This is a genomic window from Citrobacter sp. wls710 (assembly GCF_005281115.1).
Lineage (GTDB): Bacteria > Pseudomonadota > Gammaproteobacteria > Enterobacterales > Enterobacteriaceae > Citrobacter > Citrobacter werkmanii.
The window spans coordinates 367,887-385,852 of the sequence record NZ_SZXD01000011.1 but is presented as its reverse complement, the minus strand read 5'-3'; the positions used below and the strand labels follow the sequence as shown (position 1 = coordinate 385,852).

15 protein-coding genes are annotated in these 17,966 nt (G+C 52.2%); 7 read left to right on the top strand and 8 right to left on the bottom strand.

The genetic code is table 11. From position 1 onward, the window contains the following. Positions 1-163: 163 nt before the first annotated feature. Positions 164-868, top strand: a complete 705-nt coding sequence (locus FDX14_RS06060; RefSeq protein WP_042311382.1) for a FadR/GntR family transcriptional regulator — start codon at positions 164-166, stop codon at positions 866-868. Position 869: 1 nt separating this feature from the next. After that, on the top strand, positions 870-2,297 hold the full coding sequence (gene mdtD / locus FDX14_RS06055) for a multidrug transporter subunit MdtD (protein ID WP_038635809.1): 1,428 nt from the start codon (positions 870-872) through the stop codon (positions 2,295-2,297). Here mdtD and rbsR read toward each other — a convergent pair. From rbsR to kup, 7 genes are all read right to left on the bottom strand, one after another. Further along, the gene (gene rbsR / locus FDX14_RS06050; protein WP_087857265.1) at positions 2,263-3,255 is read right to left on the bottom strand and encodes a ribose operon transcriptional repressor RbsR; all 993 of its coding nucleotides are present in this window, start codon (positions 3,253-3,255) and stop codon (positions 2,263-2,265) included. The two genes, mdtD and rbsR, sit on opposite strands and share 35 nt — an antisense overlap. A 3-nt stretch (positions 3,256-3,258) precedes the next feature. Further along, entirely contained in the window at positions 3,259-4,188 is a 930-nt protein-coding gene (gene rbsK / locus FDX14_RS06045) for a ribokinase (RefSeq protein WP_137349182.1), read from the bottom strand. Positions 4,189-4,328: 140 nt separating this feature from the next. Next, on the bottom strand, positions 4,329-5,219 hold the full coding sequence (gene rbsB / locus FDX14_RS06040; RefSeq protein WP_006687780.1) for a ribose ABC transporter substrate-binding protein RbsB: 891 nt from the start codon (positions 5,217-5,219) through the stop codon (positions 4,329-4,331). A 24-nt stretch (positions 5,220-5,243) separates the two neighbouring features. After that, positions 5,244-6,209 (bottom strand): ribose ABC transporter permease, encoded by a 966-nt coding sequence (rbsC, locus tag FDX14_RS06035; RefSeq protein ID WP_003023762.1) that lies wholly within the window; start codon positions 6,207-6,209, stop codon positions 5,244-5,246. A 5-nt stretch (positions 6,210-6,214) separates the two neighbouring features. Next, positions 6,215-7,720 carry a ribose ABC transporter ATP-binding protein RbsA gene (gene rbsA, locus FDX14_RS06030; protein ID WP_079226197.1) on the bottom strand — a complete coding sequence of 502 codons (1,506 nt, stop codon included), beginning with the start codon at positions 7,718-7,720 and terminating at the stop codon, positions 6,215-6,217. 7 nt (positions 7,721-7,727) lie between these two features. Then, entirely contained in the window at positions 7,728-8,147 is a 420-nt protein-coding gene (rbsD, locus tag FDX14_RS06025; protein ID WP_038635798.1) for a D-ribose pyranase, read from the bottom strand. A 192-nt stretch (positions 8,148-8,339) separates the two neighbouring features. Beyond that, complete coding sequence (kup, locus tag FDX14_RS06020; RefSeq protein WP_042311390.1) at positions 8,340-10,208, bottom strand: low affinity potassium transporter Kup; 1,869 nt, start codon at positions 10,206-10,208, stop codon at positions 8,340-8,342. Between the two features lie 329 nt (positions 10,209-10,537). Between kup and ravA the strand changes: the two genes are divergently transcribed. Both ravA and viaA read left to right on the top strand, forming a co-directional pair. Then, complete coding sequence (gene ravA, locus FDX14_RS06015) at positions 10,538-12,034, top strand: ATPase RavA (protein ID WP_137349181.1); 1,497 nt, start codon at positions 10,538-10,540, stop codon at positions 12,032-12,034. Next, a complete protein-coding gene (viaA, locus tag FDX14_RS06010) occupies positions 12,028-13,479 on the top strand; it encodes an ATPase RavA stimulator ViaA (protein ID WP_137349180.1) in 1,452 nt (483 codons plus the stop codon). The genes ravA and viaA overlap by 7 nt, the downstream gene beginning before the upstream one ends. Before the next feature lie 3 nt (positions 13,480-13,482). Here viaA and asnA read toward each other — a convergent pair whose 3' ends face one another. Next, positions 13,483-14,475: an aspartate--ammonia ligase gene (gene asnA / locus FDX14_RS06005; protein WP_042311395.1), complete on the bottom strand. Its 993-nt coding sequence runs from the start codon at positions 14,473-14,475 to the stop codon at positions 13,483-13,485. A 151-nt stretch (positions 14,476-14,626) separates the two neighbouring features. On the opposite strand from asnA, the gene asnC reads away from it, so the two are divergent. The 3 genes from asnC (at position 14,627) to mnmG (ending at position 17,885) form a co-directional block, all read left to right on the top strand. Next, positions 14,627-15,085, top strand: a complete 459-nt coding sequence (gene asnC, locus FDX14_RS06000; protein ID WP_003023780.1) for a transcriptional regulator AsnC — start codon at positions 14,627-14,629, stop codon at positions 15,083-15,085. An 88-nt stretch (positions 15,086-15,173) separates the two neighbouring features. Beyond that, positions 15,174-15,623, top strand: a complete 450-nt coding sequence (gene mioC, locus FDX14_RS05995) for an FMN-binding protein MioC (RefSeq protein ID WP_042311398.1) — start codon at positions 15,174-15,176, stop codon at positions 15,621-15,623. Between the two features lie 372 nt (positions 15,624-15,995). Then, positions 15,996-17,885, top strand: a complete 1,890-nt coding sequence (mnmG, locus tag FDX14_RS05990) for a tRNA uridine-5-carboxymethylaminomethyl(34) synthesis enzyme MnmG (RefSeq protein WP_061380856.1) — start codon at positions 15,996-15,998, stop codon at positions 17,883-17,885. Positions 17,886-17,966: the final 81 nt, after the last annotated feature.

Genomic DNA, 17,966 nt, shown 5'->3' with positions numbered 1-17,966 from the left:
CAGGCTGACAAGGGGAAATTTAAAATAACTTTCCGAGTGCGTATTTTTTCACCAAAAACACCATTAACATGCCATAAAATAAGCAATTTGCCGTTTTTGCAGCCGCAATCACACTTCCTGGTGGCATACTAATGAATAAGAAAAAGAGTAAGGAAGAATATTCATGCCTTTAAATGCCCAACAACTAGCCGCACAGAAGAATCTGTCCTACGTTCTGGCCGAAAAGTTGGCTCAGCGAATCTTAAAAGGTGAATACGCACCGGGTGCTATCCTGCCCGGAGAAATAGAGCTGGGCGATCAGTTTGGCGTGAGTCGTACCGCAGTAAGAGAAGCGGTAAAAACGTTAACGGCAAAAGGTATGGTATTACCACGCCCGCGTATTGGCACTCGCGTCATGCCTCAGGCAAACTGGAACTTCCTCGACCAGGAGCTGCTTACCTGGTGGATGACGGAAGATAATTTCCCTCAGGTCATAAAACATTTTCTGGTGATGCGTATCAGCCTGGAGCCACAAGCCTGTTTGCTGGCGGCGACTATCGGGACGGCAGAACAGAAAGCGCATCTCAATACACTGATGGAAGAGATGGTCGAGCTGAAAAGAAATTTCCGGCGCGACCGTTGGATAGAAGTTGATATCGCCTGGCATGAGCACATCTATGAAATGAGTGCGAATCCGTTCCTTATCTCCTTTGCATCACTGTTCCATTCCGTCTACCAGACCTACTTTACCTCTATTACCTATAACGATGTGGTGAAGCTGGATTTGCACCAGGCTATTGTCGATGCAATAGAGGATAGCGATGGCGATCGCGCCTTCACCGCCTGTCAGGCATTGCTGATAGCACCGAACGTGCTACCGGATAAATAATATGTCAGAAAAGAAATCTCGCAGTATGGCCGGGCTGCCATGGATAGCAGCCATGGCCTTTTTTATGCAGGCATTAGACGCCACTATCCTCAATACCGCCTTACCCGCAATAGCGCACAGCCTTAACCGCTCTCCACTCGCCATGCAGTCGGCTATTATCAGTTATACCCTGACGGTCGCCATGCTGATCCCGGTGAGTGGATGGCTGGCAGACAGGTTCGGTACCCGACGCGTCTTTATGATTGCCGTGAGCCTGTTTACGCTGGGATCGCTGGCCTGCGCGCTATCCAGTTCCTTAAGTGAACTGGTAGTTTTCCGCGTCATCCAGGGCATCGGCGGCGCGATGATGATGCCTGTTGCCCGTCTGGCTTTATTGCGAGCTTACCCACGCAGCGAACTACTCCCAGTGCTTAACTTCGTGACCATGCCGGGTCTTGTGGGCCCAATTTTAGGTCCGGTATTGGGCGGTGTTCTGGTCACGTGGGCCAGTTGGCACTGGATCTTCCTGATTAATATTCCCATTGGCGTGGCGGGTATCTTCTATGCACGCAAATATATGCCGAACTTCACCACGCCGCGCCGCGGCTTTGATATGACAGGTTTCTTCCTCTTTGGCCTGAGTCTGGTGTTGTTTTCCAGTGGTGTTGAGCTGTTTGGTGAGAAGCTTGTCGCTACCTGGGTCGCACTCAGCATTATTGTGACCAGTATTCTGTTGCTGCTTGCCTACATTCGTCACGCGCGTCGTCACCCAACGCCGCTTATATCGCTTCCAATATTTAAGACCAGAACCTTTTCCGTCGGGATCGCTGGAAACCTTGCCACGCGTCTGGGTACAGGATGTGTGCCGTTCTTAATGCCGCTGATGCTGCAGGTAGGCTTTGGATATCCGGCGCTAATTGCTGGTTGCATGATGGCACCAACGGCGCTGGGATCAATACTGGCAAAATCAATGGTGACACAGGTACTACGCCGACTCGGCTACAGAACGACACTGGTGGGTGTTACGGTGTTTATCGGCCTGATGATTGCGCAATTCGCTTTGCAATCTCCTGCCATGCCGGTCTGGATGCTGATCCTACCGTTGTTTATTTTAGGTATGGCGATGTCCACCCAGTTTACCTCAATGAATACCATCACTCTGGCGGACCTGACCGATGAGAACGCCAGCAGCGGTAACAGCGTGCTGGCCGTTACGCAGCAACTGTCGATCAGTTTAGGGGTCGCTATCAGCGCCGCCGTCCTGCGTATCTATGAAGGCATGGAAGGTACCAATACGGTTGAACAGTTCCATTACACCTTCATAACCATGGGCGCGATCACTATTGTCTCTGCGCTGATGTTTATGCTGCTAAAAGCCAAAGATGGACGTAACCTGATCAAAGATCGGCACAAGCCTAAACCGACCCCCGCGCCATCAAAACAGGAGTAAGTTGCAGGCGTTGCTGTTGCAATGCGGGCTGCGCCATCCGGTGGATTAACACATCGATGGCCAGTTCGCCCAATTCATCTTTGGGTTGATGGATGGTCGTCAGCGGTGGCGTCATATAGCGTGCCAGTTCGATATCATCATAACCCACCACCGCCATATCCTGCGGAATGCGCAATCCTGACTGATACAATGCCTGATACGCGCCGACGGCCATTGCGTCGTTCCCGGTGAAAACGGCCTGCGGTCGCTGTTTATGTGATAACAACGTTTGCATAGCTTCAAAACCACCACCGAACTCAAAGTCACCAGTGATCTCGTAACCTTCCGGGACCGGCAAGCCCGCTCGCTTCATGGCCGCCCGATATCCTTCAAGACGTAAACGCGCCGGTGTTTTATCCAGCGGCCCGGTAATACAGGCAATGCGGGTAAAACCTTTATCGATAAGATGCTGAGTGGCTAAGTCCCCGCCTAACAGGGAGTTATCCTGAATCAAATCGCTTTCACCATCAAAGGGCGACCAGTCCATCATCACGGTAGGGATAGAAGGATAGCGTTGCATAATCTCTCTGGAAGGCTGATGCGTTTCCGTGCAAAGCAGCAGCAAGCCATCCACCCGTTTTTGCATCAACGTTTCCAGATTGCGGTTCATGCGCTGTTCATCGCCTTCGGTATTGCATAACACCAGGCTGTAGCCACGTTCAAAACAGCTACGTTCAACGCCGCGAACCAGCTCGGAATAAAAAGGATTGGTACTGGCAGTGATTAACATACCAATGGTGCGGGTCTGGTTTAACTTGAGGCTACGCGCCAGCGCGGAAGGCGCGTAGTTAAGCTCTTTAATTGCCGCTTCAACTTTGTCAGTGACAGACTCACTGACAAAGCGATCTTTATTGATGACGTGAGAAACCGTCGACGTAGAAACACCCGCCAGGCGGGCGACGTCCTTCATTGTAGCCAAGCGTTACCTCTGTTGACTTAAAAACGCTTCTATTTCTTCGCGCCATGGAACGGAAGGCTGCGCACCTTTACGGGTGACCGCAATCGCCGCAGCTGCATGGGCAAAACGGATCGCTTCAGGCAGCGGTGTCTCTTCCAGTAACGCTGTAATTAATGCGCCGTTAAAGGTATCCCCGGCAGCGATGGTATCAACGGCGTCCACTTTAAAACCAGGCACTCGATGACCTTCACCATTCACGCTGGCCCACACTCCGCGACTACCTAAAGTAATCAGTACAGTATGGATCCCTTTCGCGTGTAATGCCTGCGCTGCTTTGGCCGCATCTTCATCGTTTTCTACCCGGATCCCCGTCAGCTTCTCAGCCTCGGTTTCATTCGGGGTAATAATATCCACCAGCGCCAACAGCTCGTCAGAAAGTTCACGCGCCGGAGCCGGGTTAAGGGCGACCGTGGTCTTATTTTGCTGGGCAATTTTTGCCGCAGCCAGCACGCTTTCGATCGGCGACTCTAACTGCATCAGTAAGGCGGAGGCCTGCGCAATGCGATCGCGCTGTGCTTCCACCAGCGCAGGAGAAAGGGTTGCGTTTGCACCGGCGTGAATGCCAATGACGTTCTCGCCATCACCATTAACAAAAATCAGTGCCACACCGGTCGATTCCCCCGAAATGACGCTGATCGGCGCAATATCGATATTATCTTTGGCCAACTGTTTACGCACACTTTCGCCAATATCGTCATCCCCCGTACAGGCAATGAACGCGATGTTCGCGCCACTACGACCCGCAGCAACAGCCTGATTAGCGCCTTTTCCGCCAAATGCGACCTGATAATGGCTACCGGTTACGGTTTCACCAGGCGTTGGGAAGGATTTAAGGTTGAGGATGTGATCGGCATTGATGCTGCCAAGAACGACGAGGTTGCCTGCGGTTTTCATGTTCAGAGTGTCCAGTAAAGTGCGCCACCGGGTTAGGGTGGCGCGTGCCCTGCTTTTCTTTTTACGCTTTCATCCTTAGAACCAGGCCCAGGGATGGCGTATTTATGTCTCCATCAGGCCGCGAGCGACCTGAATCGGTATTACTGCTTGATGACCAGCTTCAGATCAACCGGATATTTAGCCTGAACCTTCTCGCCTTTCAGAACCTTATCCGCAGTTTCCACGCCTTTCGCGCCGATCTGATCCGGCAACTGAGCAATGGTCGCAGCCAGTTTGCCATCATTTACTGCTTTTTCGCCATCTGGCGTGCCGTCAAATCCAACCACCATCACATCAGATTTACCTGCGGTTTGCAGTGCGCGCAGCGCACCCAGCGCCATTTCATCGTTCTGGGCAAATACGGCCTGCACGTCAGGATGCGCGGTCAGCAGGTTCTGCATGACGTTCAGACCTTTGGTGCGGTCGAAGTCTGCCGGCTGGCTGGCCAGTACGTTAAATTTATGTGCCGCAACGGCCTGCTGGAAACCTTCGCCACGCTCACGCGCCGCTGAAGTACCGGCAATCCCCTGCAGTTCGATAACCTTCGCGCCTTCACCTGCTTTCTTCGCGATGTAATCCCCCGCAATTTTACCGCCCAGCACGTTATCAGACGCAATGTGGCTCACCACATCACCTTTTGTAGCCTGACGATCCAGTGTAATAACCGGGATCTTCGCCTGGTTTGCCATCTTCACGGCGTTACCCACGGCATCAGAGTCAGTCGGGTTAATCAGCAGAATTTTAGTTCCACGAACCGTTAAGTCCTGAACGTTAGCCAGCTCTTTCGCCGGGTTGTTCTGTGAATCCAGAATCACCAGGTTATAGCCCAGTTTATCCGCCTCTTTTTGCGCGCCATCCTTCAGCGACACAAAGAACGGGTTATTGAGGGTGGAGACCACCAGCGCAATGGTATCTTTCGCCATCGCATTCGCGCTCACGGTGGCGCTCAGCGCAACAGCAGAAACCAGGGTAGCCAGTTTTTTCATGTTCATATTTAAGATGTCCTGTAATCGTTGTTACTGCTTTTTGTTGTCTACCAGTACCGCCAGCAAAATCACCACCGCTTTGACGATCATCTGGTAATAGGAGGATACACCTAACAAATTCAAACCATTATTGAGGAAACCAAGAATCAATGCGCCGATCAGCGTCCCAACAATACGTCCTTTACCGCCCGCCAGGCTGGTACCGCCTAACACCACCGCGGCGATAGCATCCAGCTCATAGCCAGTACCTGCCGTCGGCTGCGCTGAGGAGAGGCGAGCCACTTCAATGATACCCGCCAGCGATGCCAGCAGACCGCACAGGGAGTAAACGATAATTTTGATTTTACTCACGCTGATACCGGACAAACGCGTCGCCGCTTCGTTACCGCCCAACGCGTAGATATAACGACCCAGACGCGTATGATGCAGCATGTACCACGCCGCCAGGAAGACAATCCCCATGATCCACACAGGCGTAGGGACGCCTAACGGACGACCAATACCAAACCAACCAAACAGATCGGCATTGTCAGTAAACCCGGTATTTACCGGACTGCCGTTGGTGTACACCATGGTCACACCACGCAGTAGCAGCATCATCACCAGCGTGGCGATAAACGCCTGCACGCGGCCTTTCGCGACAATGACCCCGGTTACTGCGCCAATGGCAGCGCCGAGCGCCAGAGCAGCGGCAACGGCTACCAGCGCATTGACTTCAATACCGACAATGGACGCTGCAACCGCACCGGTAAGCGCCAGCAAGGAACCGACGGACAGATCGATACCCGACGTCAGGATGACCAGCGTCATGCCGACGGCCATGATGGCGTTTACCGACGTTTGCTGGAGAATGTTGAACAGGTTATTAACGGTAAAAAAGTTGGGGCTCATGGTGGAAACAATCGCGATCAGCACTAACAGAGCGATGAGCGACTTTTGCTCCAGAAGCCATGCTTTAGTGAAATAACGGCGACCAGAAACAGCCTGGGTAGTCATCTTTTTTACTCCTGATTCACGCGATTAAGCTTGCCCACAGCGGCAGCCATTAATACTTCCTGAGTGGCCTGCTCGCGAGAGAATTCACCGCCGAGATGCCCTTCATGCATAACGATAATACGATCGCTCATGCCCAATACTTCTGGCATCTCAGAGGAGACCAGAATGATGCTCAGCCCATCGGCCTTAAACTGGTTGATAAGCTGATAAATTTCTTTCTTAGCCCCAACGTCGACGCCGCGCGTTGGCTCATCGAGGATCAGGACTTTTGGCCGGGTCATCAGACCGCGCGCAATGGCCACTTTCTGCTGATTACCGCCTGAGAGCAGGCCGATAGCCTGTTCCATCGATGGCGTTTTAACATTGAACAGACGAATAAAATCACCTACCGCCTGCTGCTCATCTTTATGCTTCAGGCTTCCACCGGCGCGGCTGAAATAGCGCAGCGCGGTCAGTGACATATTCTCTTTCACCGACATGCCCAGCACTAAGCCATCACGTTTACGGTCTTCAGAAATATAGACGATGCCGTTTGCAAGGCCATCTTGTGGCGAACGGGTGACAACTTCATGCCCATCAAGCGTGACGTAGCCGCTGGTGCGCGGCAATGCGCCATACAACACTTTCATCAGCTCGGTACGTCCGGCGCCCATCAGCCCCGATACGCCAAGGATCTCGCCTTTACGCAGCGTGAACGAAACATCGTTTACCCCAGGGCCGCACAGATTATCAACCTTCAGACGGATATCACCCGGCGCTTTTTCCAGACGCGGGTACTGATCTTCCAGCTTACGTCCCACCATCATTTCAATCAGCGAGTCTTCGGTCAGCGTTGCGACTTCACGCTCGGCAATAAACTGCCCGTCACGGAAGACGGTCACGTCATCACAGATTTCGAAGATCTCTTTCATACGGTGGGAGATATAGACAATGCCGCGCCCCTGCGATTTCAGCTCGCGGATAACTCGGAACAGAGATTCGGTTTCGGTATCGGTGAGCGCATCCGTCGGCTCATCCATAATGATGACCTTCGATTCAAAGCTCAGCACTTTAGCAATTTCGACCATTTGCTGATCGCCAATCGACAGCTCACCGACCAGCCTGTCGCTTTTAAAGCGTAGATTGAGTTTGGCGAGCAGCAGATCGGCTTCGGCGTACATCTTCTTCCAGTCAATTTTGCCAAAGCGATTCACAAACTCACGGCCAAGAAAAATGTTCTCAGCGATAGTGAGTTGCGGGATCAAGTTAAGTTCCTGGTGGATGATACCAATGCCGGCTTCCTGAGAGGATTTTGGACCGTTAAAGGTGGTCTCTTTCCCCAGCCACAATAAAGAGCCAGCATCACGGGTGTAGATCCCGGTCAGCACTTTCATCATGGTTGATTTGCCCGCGCCGTTTTCGCCCACCAGCGCCATTACGCGGCCTGGATAGACATTCAGCGCAGCGCCGGATAGCGCTTTTACGCCCGGGAACGCTTTATCGATCCCTTTGAGTTGCAGTAATGCGTTCATGATGGCCTCAGAACGTGACGCCAGCACAGAGAATAATATTCGCATACGGAGAACACTCTCCGCTGCGAATTACCGCCTGACTGTCTGCGGTTTGTTTTTTGAATTGTTCATGCGTGGTGTAACGAATTTCTATGGTGTTTCCCTGGTGTTGTTGCAGTTGCTCAATGTGGCTGAGCAACGTTTCGTGGAGTTGCGGATTATGTTGTTTAATTTCCGTCGCGAGAATGGCCGCCTCGACCTGCATTTCACGTGTAACCACATCCAGTACCTGCATAAAAGAAGGTACGCCCTGGGTTAATGCCATATCAATACGCGTTGTGCTGTTCGGGATGGGTAAACCTGCATCACACACCACCAGCGTATCGGTATGCCCCAGACGGGAGATCACCGTTGAAATTTCAGAGTTGAGTACCGTGCCTTTCTTCATTTTCTTTCCCCACTAGCGAAACGTTTCGCTGACGATAAGTGTAGTGCGAAGAGTGGACAGAAAACCACCGCGACGTTACGAAAATGTGATCGCCATCGAAACGTTTCGCAAGGATTATCATTCGATGAAATGAAAACTGGGAGGGACAAAACAAAACGCCCCCTTTCGTGATGAAAGAGGGCGTCGATTACCTTAAATCTCTACCTGAGTACCGAGCTCAATAACCCGATTTGGCGGGATTTCAAACTGGTCCGGCGCGCGCAGCGCATTGCGCTGGAGCAGCAGATATAGCTTGCCGCGCAGACGCAAATACCATGGTCGTTTGCCGACAATCAGCGACTCGTGCGACATAAAGAAAGAGGTTTCCATCATTCGACAGCTTAAGCCTTCCAGACCGCAGCGATGGAACACTTCCTCAACGTTCGGCGTTTCACGCCAGCCGTAGCTGGCCACTACGCGCCAGAAGGTGGGCGATAACTGCTCAATCTGCACCCTACGCACGTTGTGCACGTATGGCGCATCTTCCGTACGCAGCGTCAGCAGAATCACACGTTCATGCAGCACCTTGTTATGCTTGAGGTTATGCAGAAGCGCAAACGGGATGACGTTCAGCGCACGCGACATATATACCGCCGTTCCCGGCACGCGTACCGGTGGGGATTTCTCCAGAGAGGCAATCATCGCCTCCAGAGAGTTGCCGTGCTCATGCATGCGACGCAGCAGACGGAAACGTTCGCTTTTCCACGTGGTCATGATGGTGAACATCACCAGACCCAGCGTCAGCGGCAGCCAACCGCCGGAAATCAGTTTATCGAGGTTCGCGGAGAACAGCGGAACATCGACGCATAAGAACGCCACCAGGATCAGGAAAACGAAGTATTTATTCCAGTGCCAGTTTTTGCGCGCCACGGTGGTAGACAGAATAGACGTCAGTACCATCGTCCCCGTAACCGCAATCCCGTACGCCGCGGCCAGATTACTGGAGTGTTCAAAGCTCACAATCACGATAACTACCGCAAAATAGAGCATCCAGTTAACGAAGGGGATGTAGATCTGACCCGATTCCATTTCCGAAGTATGAATGATCCGCATCGGCGACAAATACCCCAGACGCACGGCCTGACGCGTCAGCGAGAAGACACCGGAAATAACCGCCTGCGAAGCGATAACCGTTGCCAGTGCGGCGAGGATCAGGAGTGGAATTAATGCCCAGTCCGGCGCCAGCAGGAAAAACGGGTTTTTGATCGCTTCAGGATGCTTTAACAGCAACGCGCCCTGCCCAAAATAGTTCAGTACCAGCGAAGGCAATACCACGGAGAACCACGCCAGACGAATCGGCAATTTACCGAAGTGGCCCATATCCGCATACAGCGCTTCAACACCGGTAATCGATAGCACCACCGCACCCAGCGCTATAAAGGACAGCGTTTTGAATTCGAGGAAGAAATGCACCGCCCAATACGGATTGAGCGCCTGCAGTACCTCCGGATTACCAATAATACTGCGCACGCCTAATACCGCGAGCGTCAGGAACCACAGCAGCATAATCGGCGCAAACAGTTTACCAACCATGCCGGTACCGTGTTTTTGAATCATAAACAGCAGGGTCAGCACGATAATCGAGAGCGGAACAATCCAGGTATCCAGTTGCGGAGCAACGATCTCCAGACCTTCAATCGCCGACATCACTGAAATGGCTGGCGTAATCACCACTTCACCATAGAAGAAGCTGCCGCCAATCAACCCCATGATAACCAGCATCGAGGTTGTTCGTGCCGAGGTATTGCGCCCGGCCAATGACATCAACGTCAGGATCCCACCTTCCCCGGCGTTATCCGCACGCATGACAAACGTCAGATATTTAATGGAGACAACAAAGATCAGCAGCCAGAAAATCAGCGAGAGAAAACCAAACACAGCATCACGTTCAACGCCAAAACCAAACTGGCCAGACAAACATTCACGAAGCGTATAAAGTGGGCTGGTACCAATATCACCGTAGACAACCCCAATGGCCGCAAGGGTAATCGCAGACAATGATTGTTTATTATCAGTGCTCATAGACTCGTCTTTCGTTTATACACATCATCACTCAAGCCACTCCGTGTGGGCTGCATTCGTTATTCCCCCCATCCCAGAAGAAAACTCCATTGCCGCCTTGGTGCAGTATGATTGATATGGTGTATATATAAGAAATGTGTGCGTCGTCCCTTGGCCCACAAAAAGGCGCACAGTATGCACGATTAATCATAAAATCGTACCCCTAAATGAGACCAGATTAATCTGGCTCAAAGAAAAATAAGCGCACCTTCAGTCTATTACTGCACTGGTGTGAAGCATCTATACTCGCAGTTTACGCAGTACATTTGGCGAAAGGACGCCACTTCATTATGGCTCACCCACATTTATTAGCGGAAAGAATTTCCCGTCTGAGCAATGCGCTGGAAAAGGGACTTTATGAACGTAGCCACGCCATTCGCCTTTGCCTGCTGGCTGCTCTAAGCGGCGAGAGCGTATTCTTATTAGGTCCTCCAGGGATCGCAAAAAGCTTAATCGCCCGTCGACTGAAGTTCGCCTTTCAAAACGCCCGTGCTTTCGAATATCTGATGACGCGCTTCTCTACGCCAGAAGAGGTGTTTGGCCCACTGTCAATCCAGGCGCTGAAAGACGAAGGTCGCTATGAACGCTTAACGGCGGGCTACTTACCCGAAGCTGAAATTGTCTTTCTCGATGAAATCTGGAAAGCAGGCCCGGCCATTCTCAACACCCTGCTGACCGCCATTAACGAACGGCATTTTCGTAACGGCGCGCACGAAGAGAAAATCCCGATGCGTCTGCTGGTGGCCGCCTCCAACGAACTGCCTGAAGCAGACAGCAGTCTGGAAGCCCTGTACGACCGTATGTTAATCCGTCTGTGGCTGGATAAAGTTCAGGACAAGGCCAACTTCCGCTCCATGTTGTTAAGCCAGCAGGATGAAAGTGACAACCCGGTCCCGGCGTCGTTACAGGTGACGGATGAAGAGTATTACCAGTGGCAAAAGGACATTGGCGCCATCAAGCTGCCCGATCGCGTCTTTGAGCTTATTTTCACGCTGCGCCAGCAGTTAGACGCATTACCGAATGCCCCCTATGTCTCCGATCGTCGCTGGAAAAAAGCTATCCGCTTACTTCAGGCCAGCGCCTTCTTCAGCGGACGTGATGCGGTCGTGCCTATCGACCTGATCCTGCTGAAAGATTGCCTGTGGTACGACGCGCAAAGCCTGAATCTGATGCAACAGCAGCTCGAAATTTTGATGACCGGACACGCCTGGCAGCAGCAAGCCATGCTGACGCGTCTGGCCAGCATTGTGCAGCGCCGCATCCAGCTCCAGCAGCAGCAAAGCGACAAAACGGCATTCACGGTGATCCGTCAGGGCGGCATGTTCAGCCGTCGTCCTCATTATGATTTACCCCCGGAAGCCACATCTTCAGTCGTAACATTACTGCTGCAAAAGCCTTTAAAGCTGCATGATATGGAAGTTATCCATATTGCTTTTGAACGTAGTGCGCTGGAAATGTGGCTGACCAAAGGCGGTGAGATCCGCGGAAAATTAAACGGGATCGGCTTCGCCCAAACGCTGAACATGGAAGTCGATAGCGCACAGCATCTGGTTGTGCGCGACGTCAGTTTGCAAGGCTCTCGTCTGGCGCTGCCCGGTGCATCGCAAGAGAGTATGCCTGATGAGATAAAACAGCAGCTTGAAGCACTTGATAACGAGTGGCACCAGCAGCACAGCGCATTCAGCGACCAGCAGAAATGTCTGTTTATTCATAGCGACTGGTTAGCCCGCATTGAGGCCAGCCTGCAGGATGTCGGGGCACAAATCCGCCAGGCGCAACAATGCTAACCCTTGATACGCTCAATATCATGCTGGCAGTCAGTGAAGAGGCGATGATCGAAGAGATGATCGTCGCCCTGCTGGCTTCTCCAAAGATGGTGGTGTTTTTTAAAAAGTTTCCTCGCCTTAAAAAAGCGATTACTGACGATATCCCCCGTTGGCGTGAATCATTGCGCAGTCGTCTCAAAGATACCCATGTACCGCCGGAGTTGATGGAAGAGGTCATTTGTTACCAACAAAGCCAGCTCCTCTCACATGCGCAGTTTATAGTCCAGCTCCCGCAAATATTGGCGCTATTACACCGCCTCCATTCGCCGTGGGCCGGGCAAGCTCAGCAACTGGTTGATGACAACAGTACCTTTACGCCCGCCCTGCATACGCTTTTTCTCCAGCGCTGGCGCCTGAGTCTGGTAGTGCAAACCACAACGCTAAATCAGCAACTGCTGGAAGATGAGCGTGAACATTTACTTAGTGAAGTCCAGGAGCGGATGACTCTCAGCGGGCAACTGGAACCCGTTCTGGCAGAAAACGACAACGCCGCAGGCCGGTTATGGGATATGAGCGCAGGTCAAATCAAGCGCGGCGATTATCAACTGATGGTGAAATATGGCGAATTCCTGACGCAACAACCCGAACTCCAGCGTCTGGCTGAACAGTTAGGCCGTTCCAGAGAAGCGAAATCAGTGCCGCGTAAAGATGCGCCCATGGAGACCTTCCGTACCCTTGTGCGGGAACCCGCCACCGTCCCGGAACAGGTGGATGGCATCCAGCAAAGCGATGACATCCTGCGCCTGTTGCCGCCGGAACTGGCCACACTGGGTATTACTGAACTGGAATACGAATTCTACCGACGGCTGGTGGAAAAGCAGCTGTTGACCTATCGTCTGCACGGCGAGGCATGGCGCGAGAAAGTAACGGAACGTCCGGTGGTGCATCAGGATTTTGATGAGCAGCCGCGCGGACCTTTTATTGTTTGCGTAGATACGTCTGGATCAATGGGCGGGTTTAATGAGCAGTGTGCGAAAGCCTTTTGCCTGGCGCTAATGCGCGTCGCCCTGGCCGATAACCGGCGCTGTTTCATTATGCTGTTTTCAACAGAAGTGGTCCGCTATGAGCTGTCTGGCCCGAAAGGTATTGAACAAGCGATCCGTTTTTTAAGCCAGCGTTTTCGCGGCGGTACCGATATTGCCAGCTGCTTTCGCGCCATTATTGAGCGCATGCAGGGCCGGGAATGGTTTGATGCCGATGCGGTGGTGATCTCTGATTTTATCGCTCAGCGATTGCCCGATGAGGTCGTCAATAAAGTGGGGGAATTACAGCGATTGCACCAGCATCGTTTTCATGCGGTGGCGATGTCAGCACACGGCAAACCCGGCATCATGCGCATTTTCGATCATATCTGGCGCTTTGATACCGGGATGCGAAGCCGCCTGCTCAGACGCTGGCGGCGTTAATTCTTACAACAGGGAAGAAACGCTTTCACGTACCTGTGCCGGCCATACACCACACTGAACCTGACCGATATGTGGTAATTGCAACAACAGCATGGTCAGACGCGACTGCCCAATCCCGCCGCCAATTGTCTGTGGCATTTCACCGCGCAGCAGCGCCTGGTGCCATTCCAGACTCAGGCGATCTTCATCACCGGTCAAAGAAAGCTGGTGTTTCAGGGTGTCGGCATCCACACGAATCCCCATAGAAGACAGTTCAAACGCATCTTCCAGAACCGGGTTCCACACCAGAATATCACCGTTCAGCCCGGCATGACCCAGCTCGGAGGACGAACTCCAGTCGTCATAATCCGGCGCGCGTACATCATGACGGTGACCGTCACTGAGCTTGCCGCCGATCCCTACCAGGAATACTGCGCCCAGTTCTTTTGCGATCGCACGTTCACGACCTTTCGCGTCAAGATCCGGATAACGAGATAACAGCTCCTGGCTATGAACAAAGTGGATCTGCTCTGGCAGGAACGGTGCCAGACCAAACTCTTTGCTAACCGCAGCCTCGGTGGCCTTAATTCCCGCCCAGATAGCCTCTACCGTGCTTTTCAGAGTGGAGAATTGACGCTCACCGTCGCCCATCACGCGCTCCCAGTCCCACTGGTCAACATACACTGAGTGCAGTGGGGAGAGGCGATCTTCATCGGGACGCAGGGCCTTCATGTGCGTGTACAGCCCTTCGCCTGCGCTAAAGTCGTGTTGTCCTAACGTTTGACGCTTCCACTTCGCCAGTGAATGAACCACTTCGAATTGAGCGTCTGGCAATGCTTTAACCTTCACCTGCACCGCTTTTTCACAGCCAGACAAGTTATCCTGCGTGCCATCTCCTACGCGGCTGAGGATCGGAGCCTGAACTTCGATCAGACCTAAACGCTCTTCCAGCTGGCGAGAAAAATGAGATTTTACGAAGCTAATTTGACGTTGTTTGGCAATGTAAGCGGTTTTCATTATGTGTACTCCTGTGTCCTGTTGCCTATGATTAAGCAACAGAATGGAGGTAATATTCAATAATCAACAAACAAAAAGCCAACTTCGATTTTGATTCGTTAAAATTAGCGTCTAAAATAGAAGGAATCATTAATCTACATAAGAAAAACCTATGGAAAATTATCAGATCGACAATCTGGACCGCGGCATTCTTGATGCCCTGATGGAAAATGCCCGCACCGCCTACGCCGAATTGGCCAAACAGTTTGGCGTTAGTCCGGGGACAATTCACGTTCGCGTAGAGAAGATGAAGCAGGCCGGGATCATCACCGGTGCGCGTATTGATGTCAGTCCCAAACAGTTGGGTTATGACGTCGGCTGCTTTATCGGCATCATCCTGAAAAGCGCGAAGGACTATCCGTCAGCGCTGGCCAGGCTGGAAAGTCTTGATGAAGTGACCGAAGCGTATTACACCACCGGACACTACAGCATCTTTATTAAGGTGATGTGCAAGTCGATCGACGCGCTGCAACAGGTACTTATCAACAAGATCCAAACAATTGATGAAATTCAGTCCACTGAAACCCTGATCGTCCTGCAGAACCCGATCATGCGTACCATCAAGCCGTGATCGTTTTTTTTAATCCCATATTTTTCCACAGGTAGATCCCAGCTCGCTCACAGCGTACAATGCGCCTTCTTTATAAAGGTGGGCGAGCATGGCAGACATCACTCTTATCAGCGGCAGCACGCTTGGCAGTGCGGAATATGTAGCAGAACATCTGGCAGAAAAGCTGGACGACGCCGGTTTTTCCAGCGAAATACTGCACGGCCCAATGCTGGATGAGGTTCCGGCTGAAGGGATCTGGCTGGTGATCAGCTCCACACACGGTGCCGGAGACATTCCTGACAACCTGCAACCTTTATATGAAGCATTACGCGAGCAAAAACCGGACCTGTCACAAGTACACTTTGGCGCAATCGGCATCGGCAGTCGTGAATATGACACCTTTTGCGGCGCAATCGACAAGCTGGAAGCAGAACTGAAAGCCTGTGGGGCAAAACAGATCGGCGAAACGCTGAAGATCAACGTGCTGGAACATGAAATTCCGGAAGATCCGGCTGAAATTTGGTTGGGATCTTGGTATCCATTGCTCAGAGATTTGTAAAGATCGCACTTTTTTATGTGGATAACTCTGGTTAAAAGCTTGGATCAACCGGTAGTTATCCAAAGAATAACGGCTGTTCAGTTTTTGAGTTGTGTATAACCCTTCATTCTGATCCCAGCTTATACGGACCAGGATCACCGATCATTCACAGCTAATGATCCTCAGCAACCTGTTGATCTTATTCAAAGGATCGCTCTTATCCACAGAGAGTGGCGATCCTAATAAGAGATCACAATAAAACAGATCTCTAAATAAAAAGATCTTCTTTTTAATACCCAGGATCCCAGGTCTTTCTCGATCGACTAAAGTTGAGTAGAATCCACGGCCCGGGCTTCAATCCATTTTCACACCGCGTTATGCGAGGCAATTACCATGTTTTATCAGGATCCTTTTGACGTCATCATCATTGGCGGGGGTCATGCAGGCACCGAGGCCGCAATGGCCGCGGCGCGAATGGGACAACAAACCCTGCTTTTGACACACAATATCGATACTCTGGGGCAGATGAGCTGCAACCCGGCGATTGGCGGTATTGGGAAGGGACACCTGGTAAAAGAAGTGGATGCGCTTGGTGGATTGATGGCAAAAGCGATCGACCATGCCGGTATTCAGTTTAGGATACTAAACGCAAGCAAAGGGCCAGCCGTTCGCGCTACCCGAGCTCAGGCCGATCGTGTGCTCTATCGTCAGGCGGTACGCACCGCGCTGGAGAATCAACCCAACCTGATGATCTTCCAACAGGCGGTTGAAGATCTGATTGTTGAAAACGATCGTGTTGTGGGTGCCGTAACCCAAATGGGACTGAAGTTCCGTGCCAAAGCGGTCGTATTAACCGTGGGGACTTTCCTCGACGGCAAAATTCATATTGGTCTGGACAACTACAGCGGCGGCCGTGCTGGCGATCCGCCGTCTATTCCTCTGTCACGCCGTCTGCGTGAACTGCCGCTGCGCGTCAGCCGTCTGAAAACCGGTACGCCACCGCGTATTGATGCACGCACGATTGATTTCAGCGTTCTGGGTCAGCAAAACAGCGATAACCCGATGCCGGTCTTCTCATTCCTGGGCGACGCTTCTCAGCATCCGCGCCAGATGCCGTGTTACATCACGCATACCAATGAGAAAACCCACGACGTGATCCGCAATAACCTCGATCGTAGCCCAATGTACGCTGGTGTGATCGAAGGCATCGGCCCGCGCTACTGTCCGTCGATCGAAGACAAAGTAATGCGCTTTGCCGATCGCAACCAGCATCAGATCTTCCTCGAACCGGAAGGGCTAACTTCTAACGAAATTTACCCGAACGGTATATCCACCAGCCTGCCGTTCGATGTGCAGATGCAAATTGTTCGTTCAATGGAGGGGATGGAAAACGCGAAAATCGTCCGTCCTGGCTATGCGATTGAGTACGATTTCTTCGATCCGCGCGACCTGAAACCGACGCTGGAAAGCAAATTCATCCACGGTCTGTTCTTTGCAGGCCAGATCAACGGTACAACCGGTTACGAAGAAGCCGCCGCGCAAGGCATGCTGGCAGGTCTCAATGCCGCACGCTTGTCTGCTGAGAAAGACGGCTGGGCGCCGCGTCGCGATCAGGCTTACCTTGGCGTGCTGGTTGACGATCTCTGCACCCTGGGAACCAAAGAACCGTACCGCATGTTTACCTCACGTGCTGAATATCGCTTGATGCTGCGTGAAGATAACGCCGACCTGCGTCTGACCGAAATTGGCCGTGAACTCGGTCTGGTGGACGATGAGCGTTGGGCTCGCTTCAACGAGAAGCTGGAGCGCATCGAACAGGAACGCCAGCGTCTCAAATCAACCTGGGTAAACCCATTAGCGGAATCTGCAGCAGAAGTGAACGCTCACCTGGCAACACCTTTATCTCGTGAGGCCAGTGGTGAGGATCTGTTGCGTCGTCCGGATATGACCTATGCTCAGTTGACCTCTTTATCTGCATTCGCACCGGCGCTTGACGATGCTCAGGCCGCAGAACAGGTTGAGATTCAGGTGAAATACGAAGGGTATATCGCCCGTCAGCAGGAAGAAATCGAAAGACAACAGCGTAATGAGAATACCCTGTTGCCTGCAACGCTGGATTATCGCCAGGTCTCGGGCTTGTCGAATGAAGTCATCGCCAAACTGAACGATCACAAACCGGTATCGATCGGCCAGGCATCGCGCATTTCTGGCGTAACGCCTGCCGCCATTTCCATTCTGCTGGTATGGCTGAAAAAACAAGGCATGCTGCGTCGCAGCGCTTGATAACACTAATTTGGCGGGGGCGCTTCGCTTACCCGCCCTACAAATTTGTAGGCCCGATAAGCGAAAGCGCATCGGGCATTT

What these genes read in the sequence shown, in the direction of transcription:
- FDX14_RS06060 (WP_042311382.1), top strand. Translation starts at nt 164, where the DNA reads ATGCCTTTAAATGCCCAACAACTAGCCGCACAGAAGAATCTGTCCTAC.
- rbsB (WP_006687780.1), bottom strand. Translation starts at nt 5,219, where the DNA reads ATGAACATGAAAAAACTGGCTACCCTGGTTTCTGCTGTTGCGCTGAGC.
- mdtD (WP_038635809.1), top strand. Translation starts at nt 870, where the DNA reads ATGTCAGAAAAGAAATCTCGCAGTATGGCCGGGCTGCCATGGATAGCA.
- rbsD (WP_038635798.1), bottom strand. Translation starts at nt 8,147, where the DNA reads ATGAAGAAAGGCACGGTACTCAACTCTGAAATTTCAACGGTGATCTCC.
- kup (WP_042311390.1), bottom strand. Translation starts at nt 10,208, where the DNA reads ATGAGCACTGATAATAAACAATCATTGTCTGCGATTACCCTTGCGGCC.
- asnA (WP_042311395.1), bottom strand. Translation starts at nt 14,475, where the DNA reads ATGAAAACCGCTTACATTGCCAAACAACGTCAAATTAGCTTCGTAAAA.
- mioC (WP_042311398.1), top strand. Translation starts at nt 15,174, where the DNA reads ATGGCAGACATCACTCTTATCAGCGGCAGCACGCTTGGCAGTGCGGAA.
- ravA (WP_137349181.1), top strand. Translation starts at nt 10,538, where the DNA reads ATGGCTCACCCACATTTATTAGCGGAAAGAATTTCCCGTCTGAGCAAT.
- rbsA (WP_079226197.1), bottom strand. Translation starts at nt 7,720, where the DNA reads ATGAACGCATTACTGCAACTCAAAGGGATCGATAAAGCGTTCCCGGGC.
- rbsK (WP_137349182.1), bottom strand. Translation starts at nt 4,188, where the DNA reads ATGAAAACCGCAGGCAACCTCGTCGTTCTTGGCAGCATCAATGCCGAT.
- mnmG (WP_061380856.1), top strand. Translation starts at nt 15,996, where the DNA reads ATGTTTTATCAGGATCCTTTTGACGTCATCATCATTGGCGGGGGTCAT.
- rbsC (WP_003023762.1), bottom strand. Translation starts at nt 6,209, where the DNA reads ATGACTACCCAGGCTGTTTCTGGTCGCCGTTATTTCACTAAAGCATGG.
- asnC (WP_003023780.1), top strand. Translation starts at nt 14,627, where the DNA reads ATGGAAAATTATCAGATCGACAATCTGGACCGCGGCATTCTTGATGCC.
- viaA (WP_137349180.1), top strand. Translation starts at nt 12,028, where the DNA reads ATGCTAACCCTTGATACGCTCAATATCATGCTGGCAGTCAGTGAAGAG.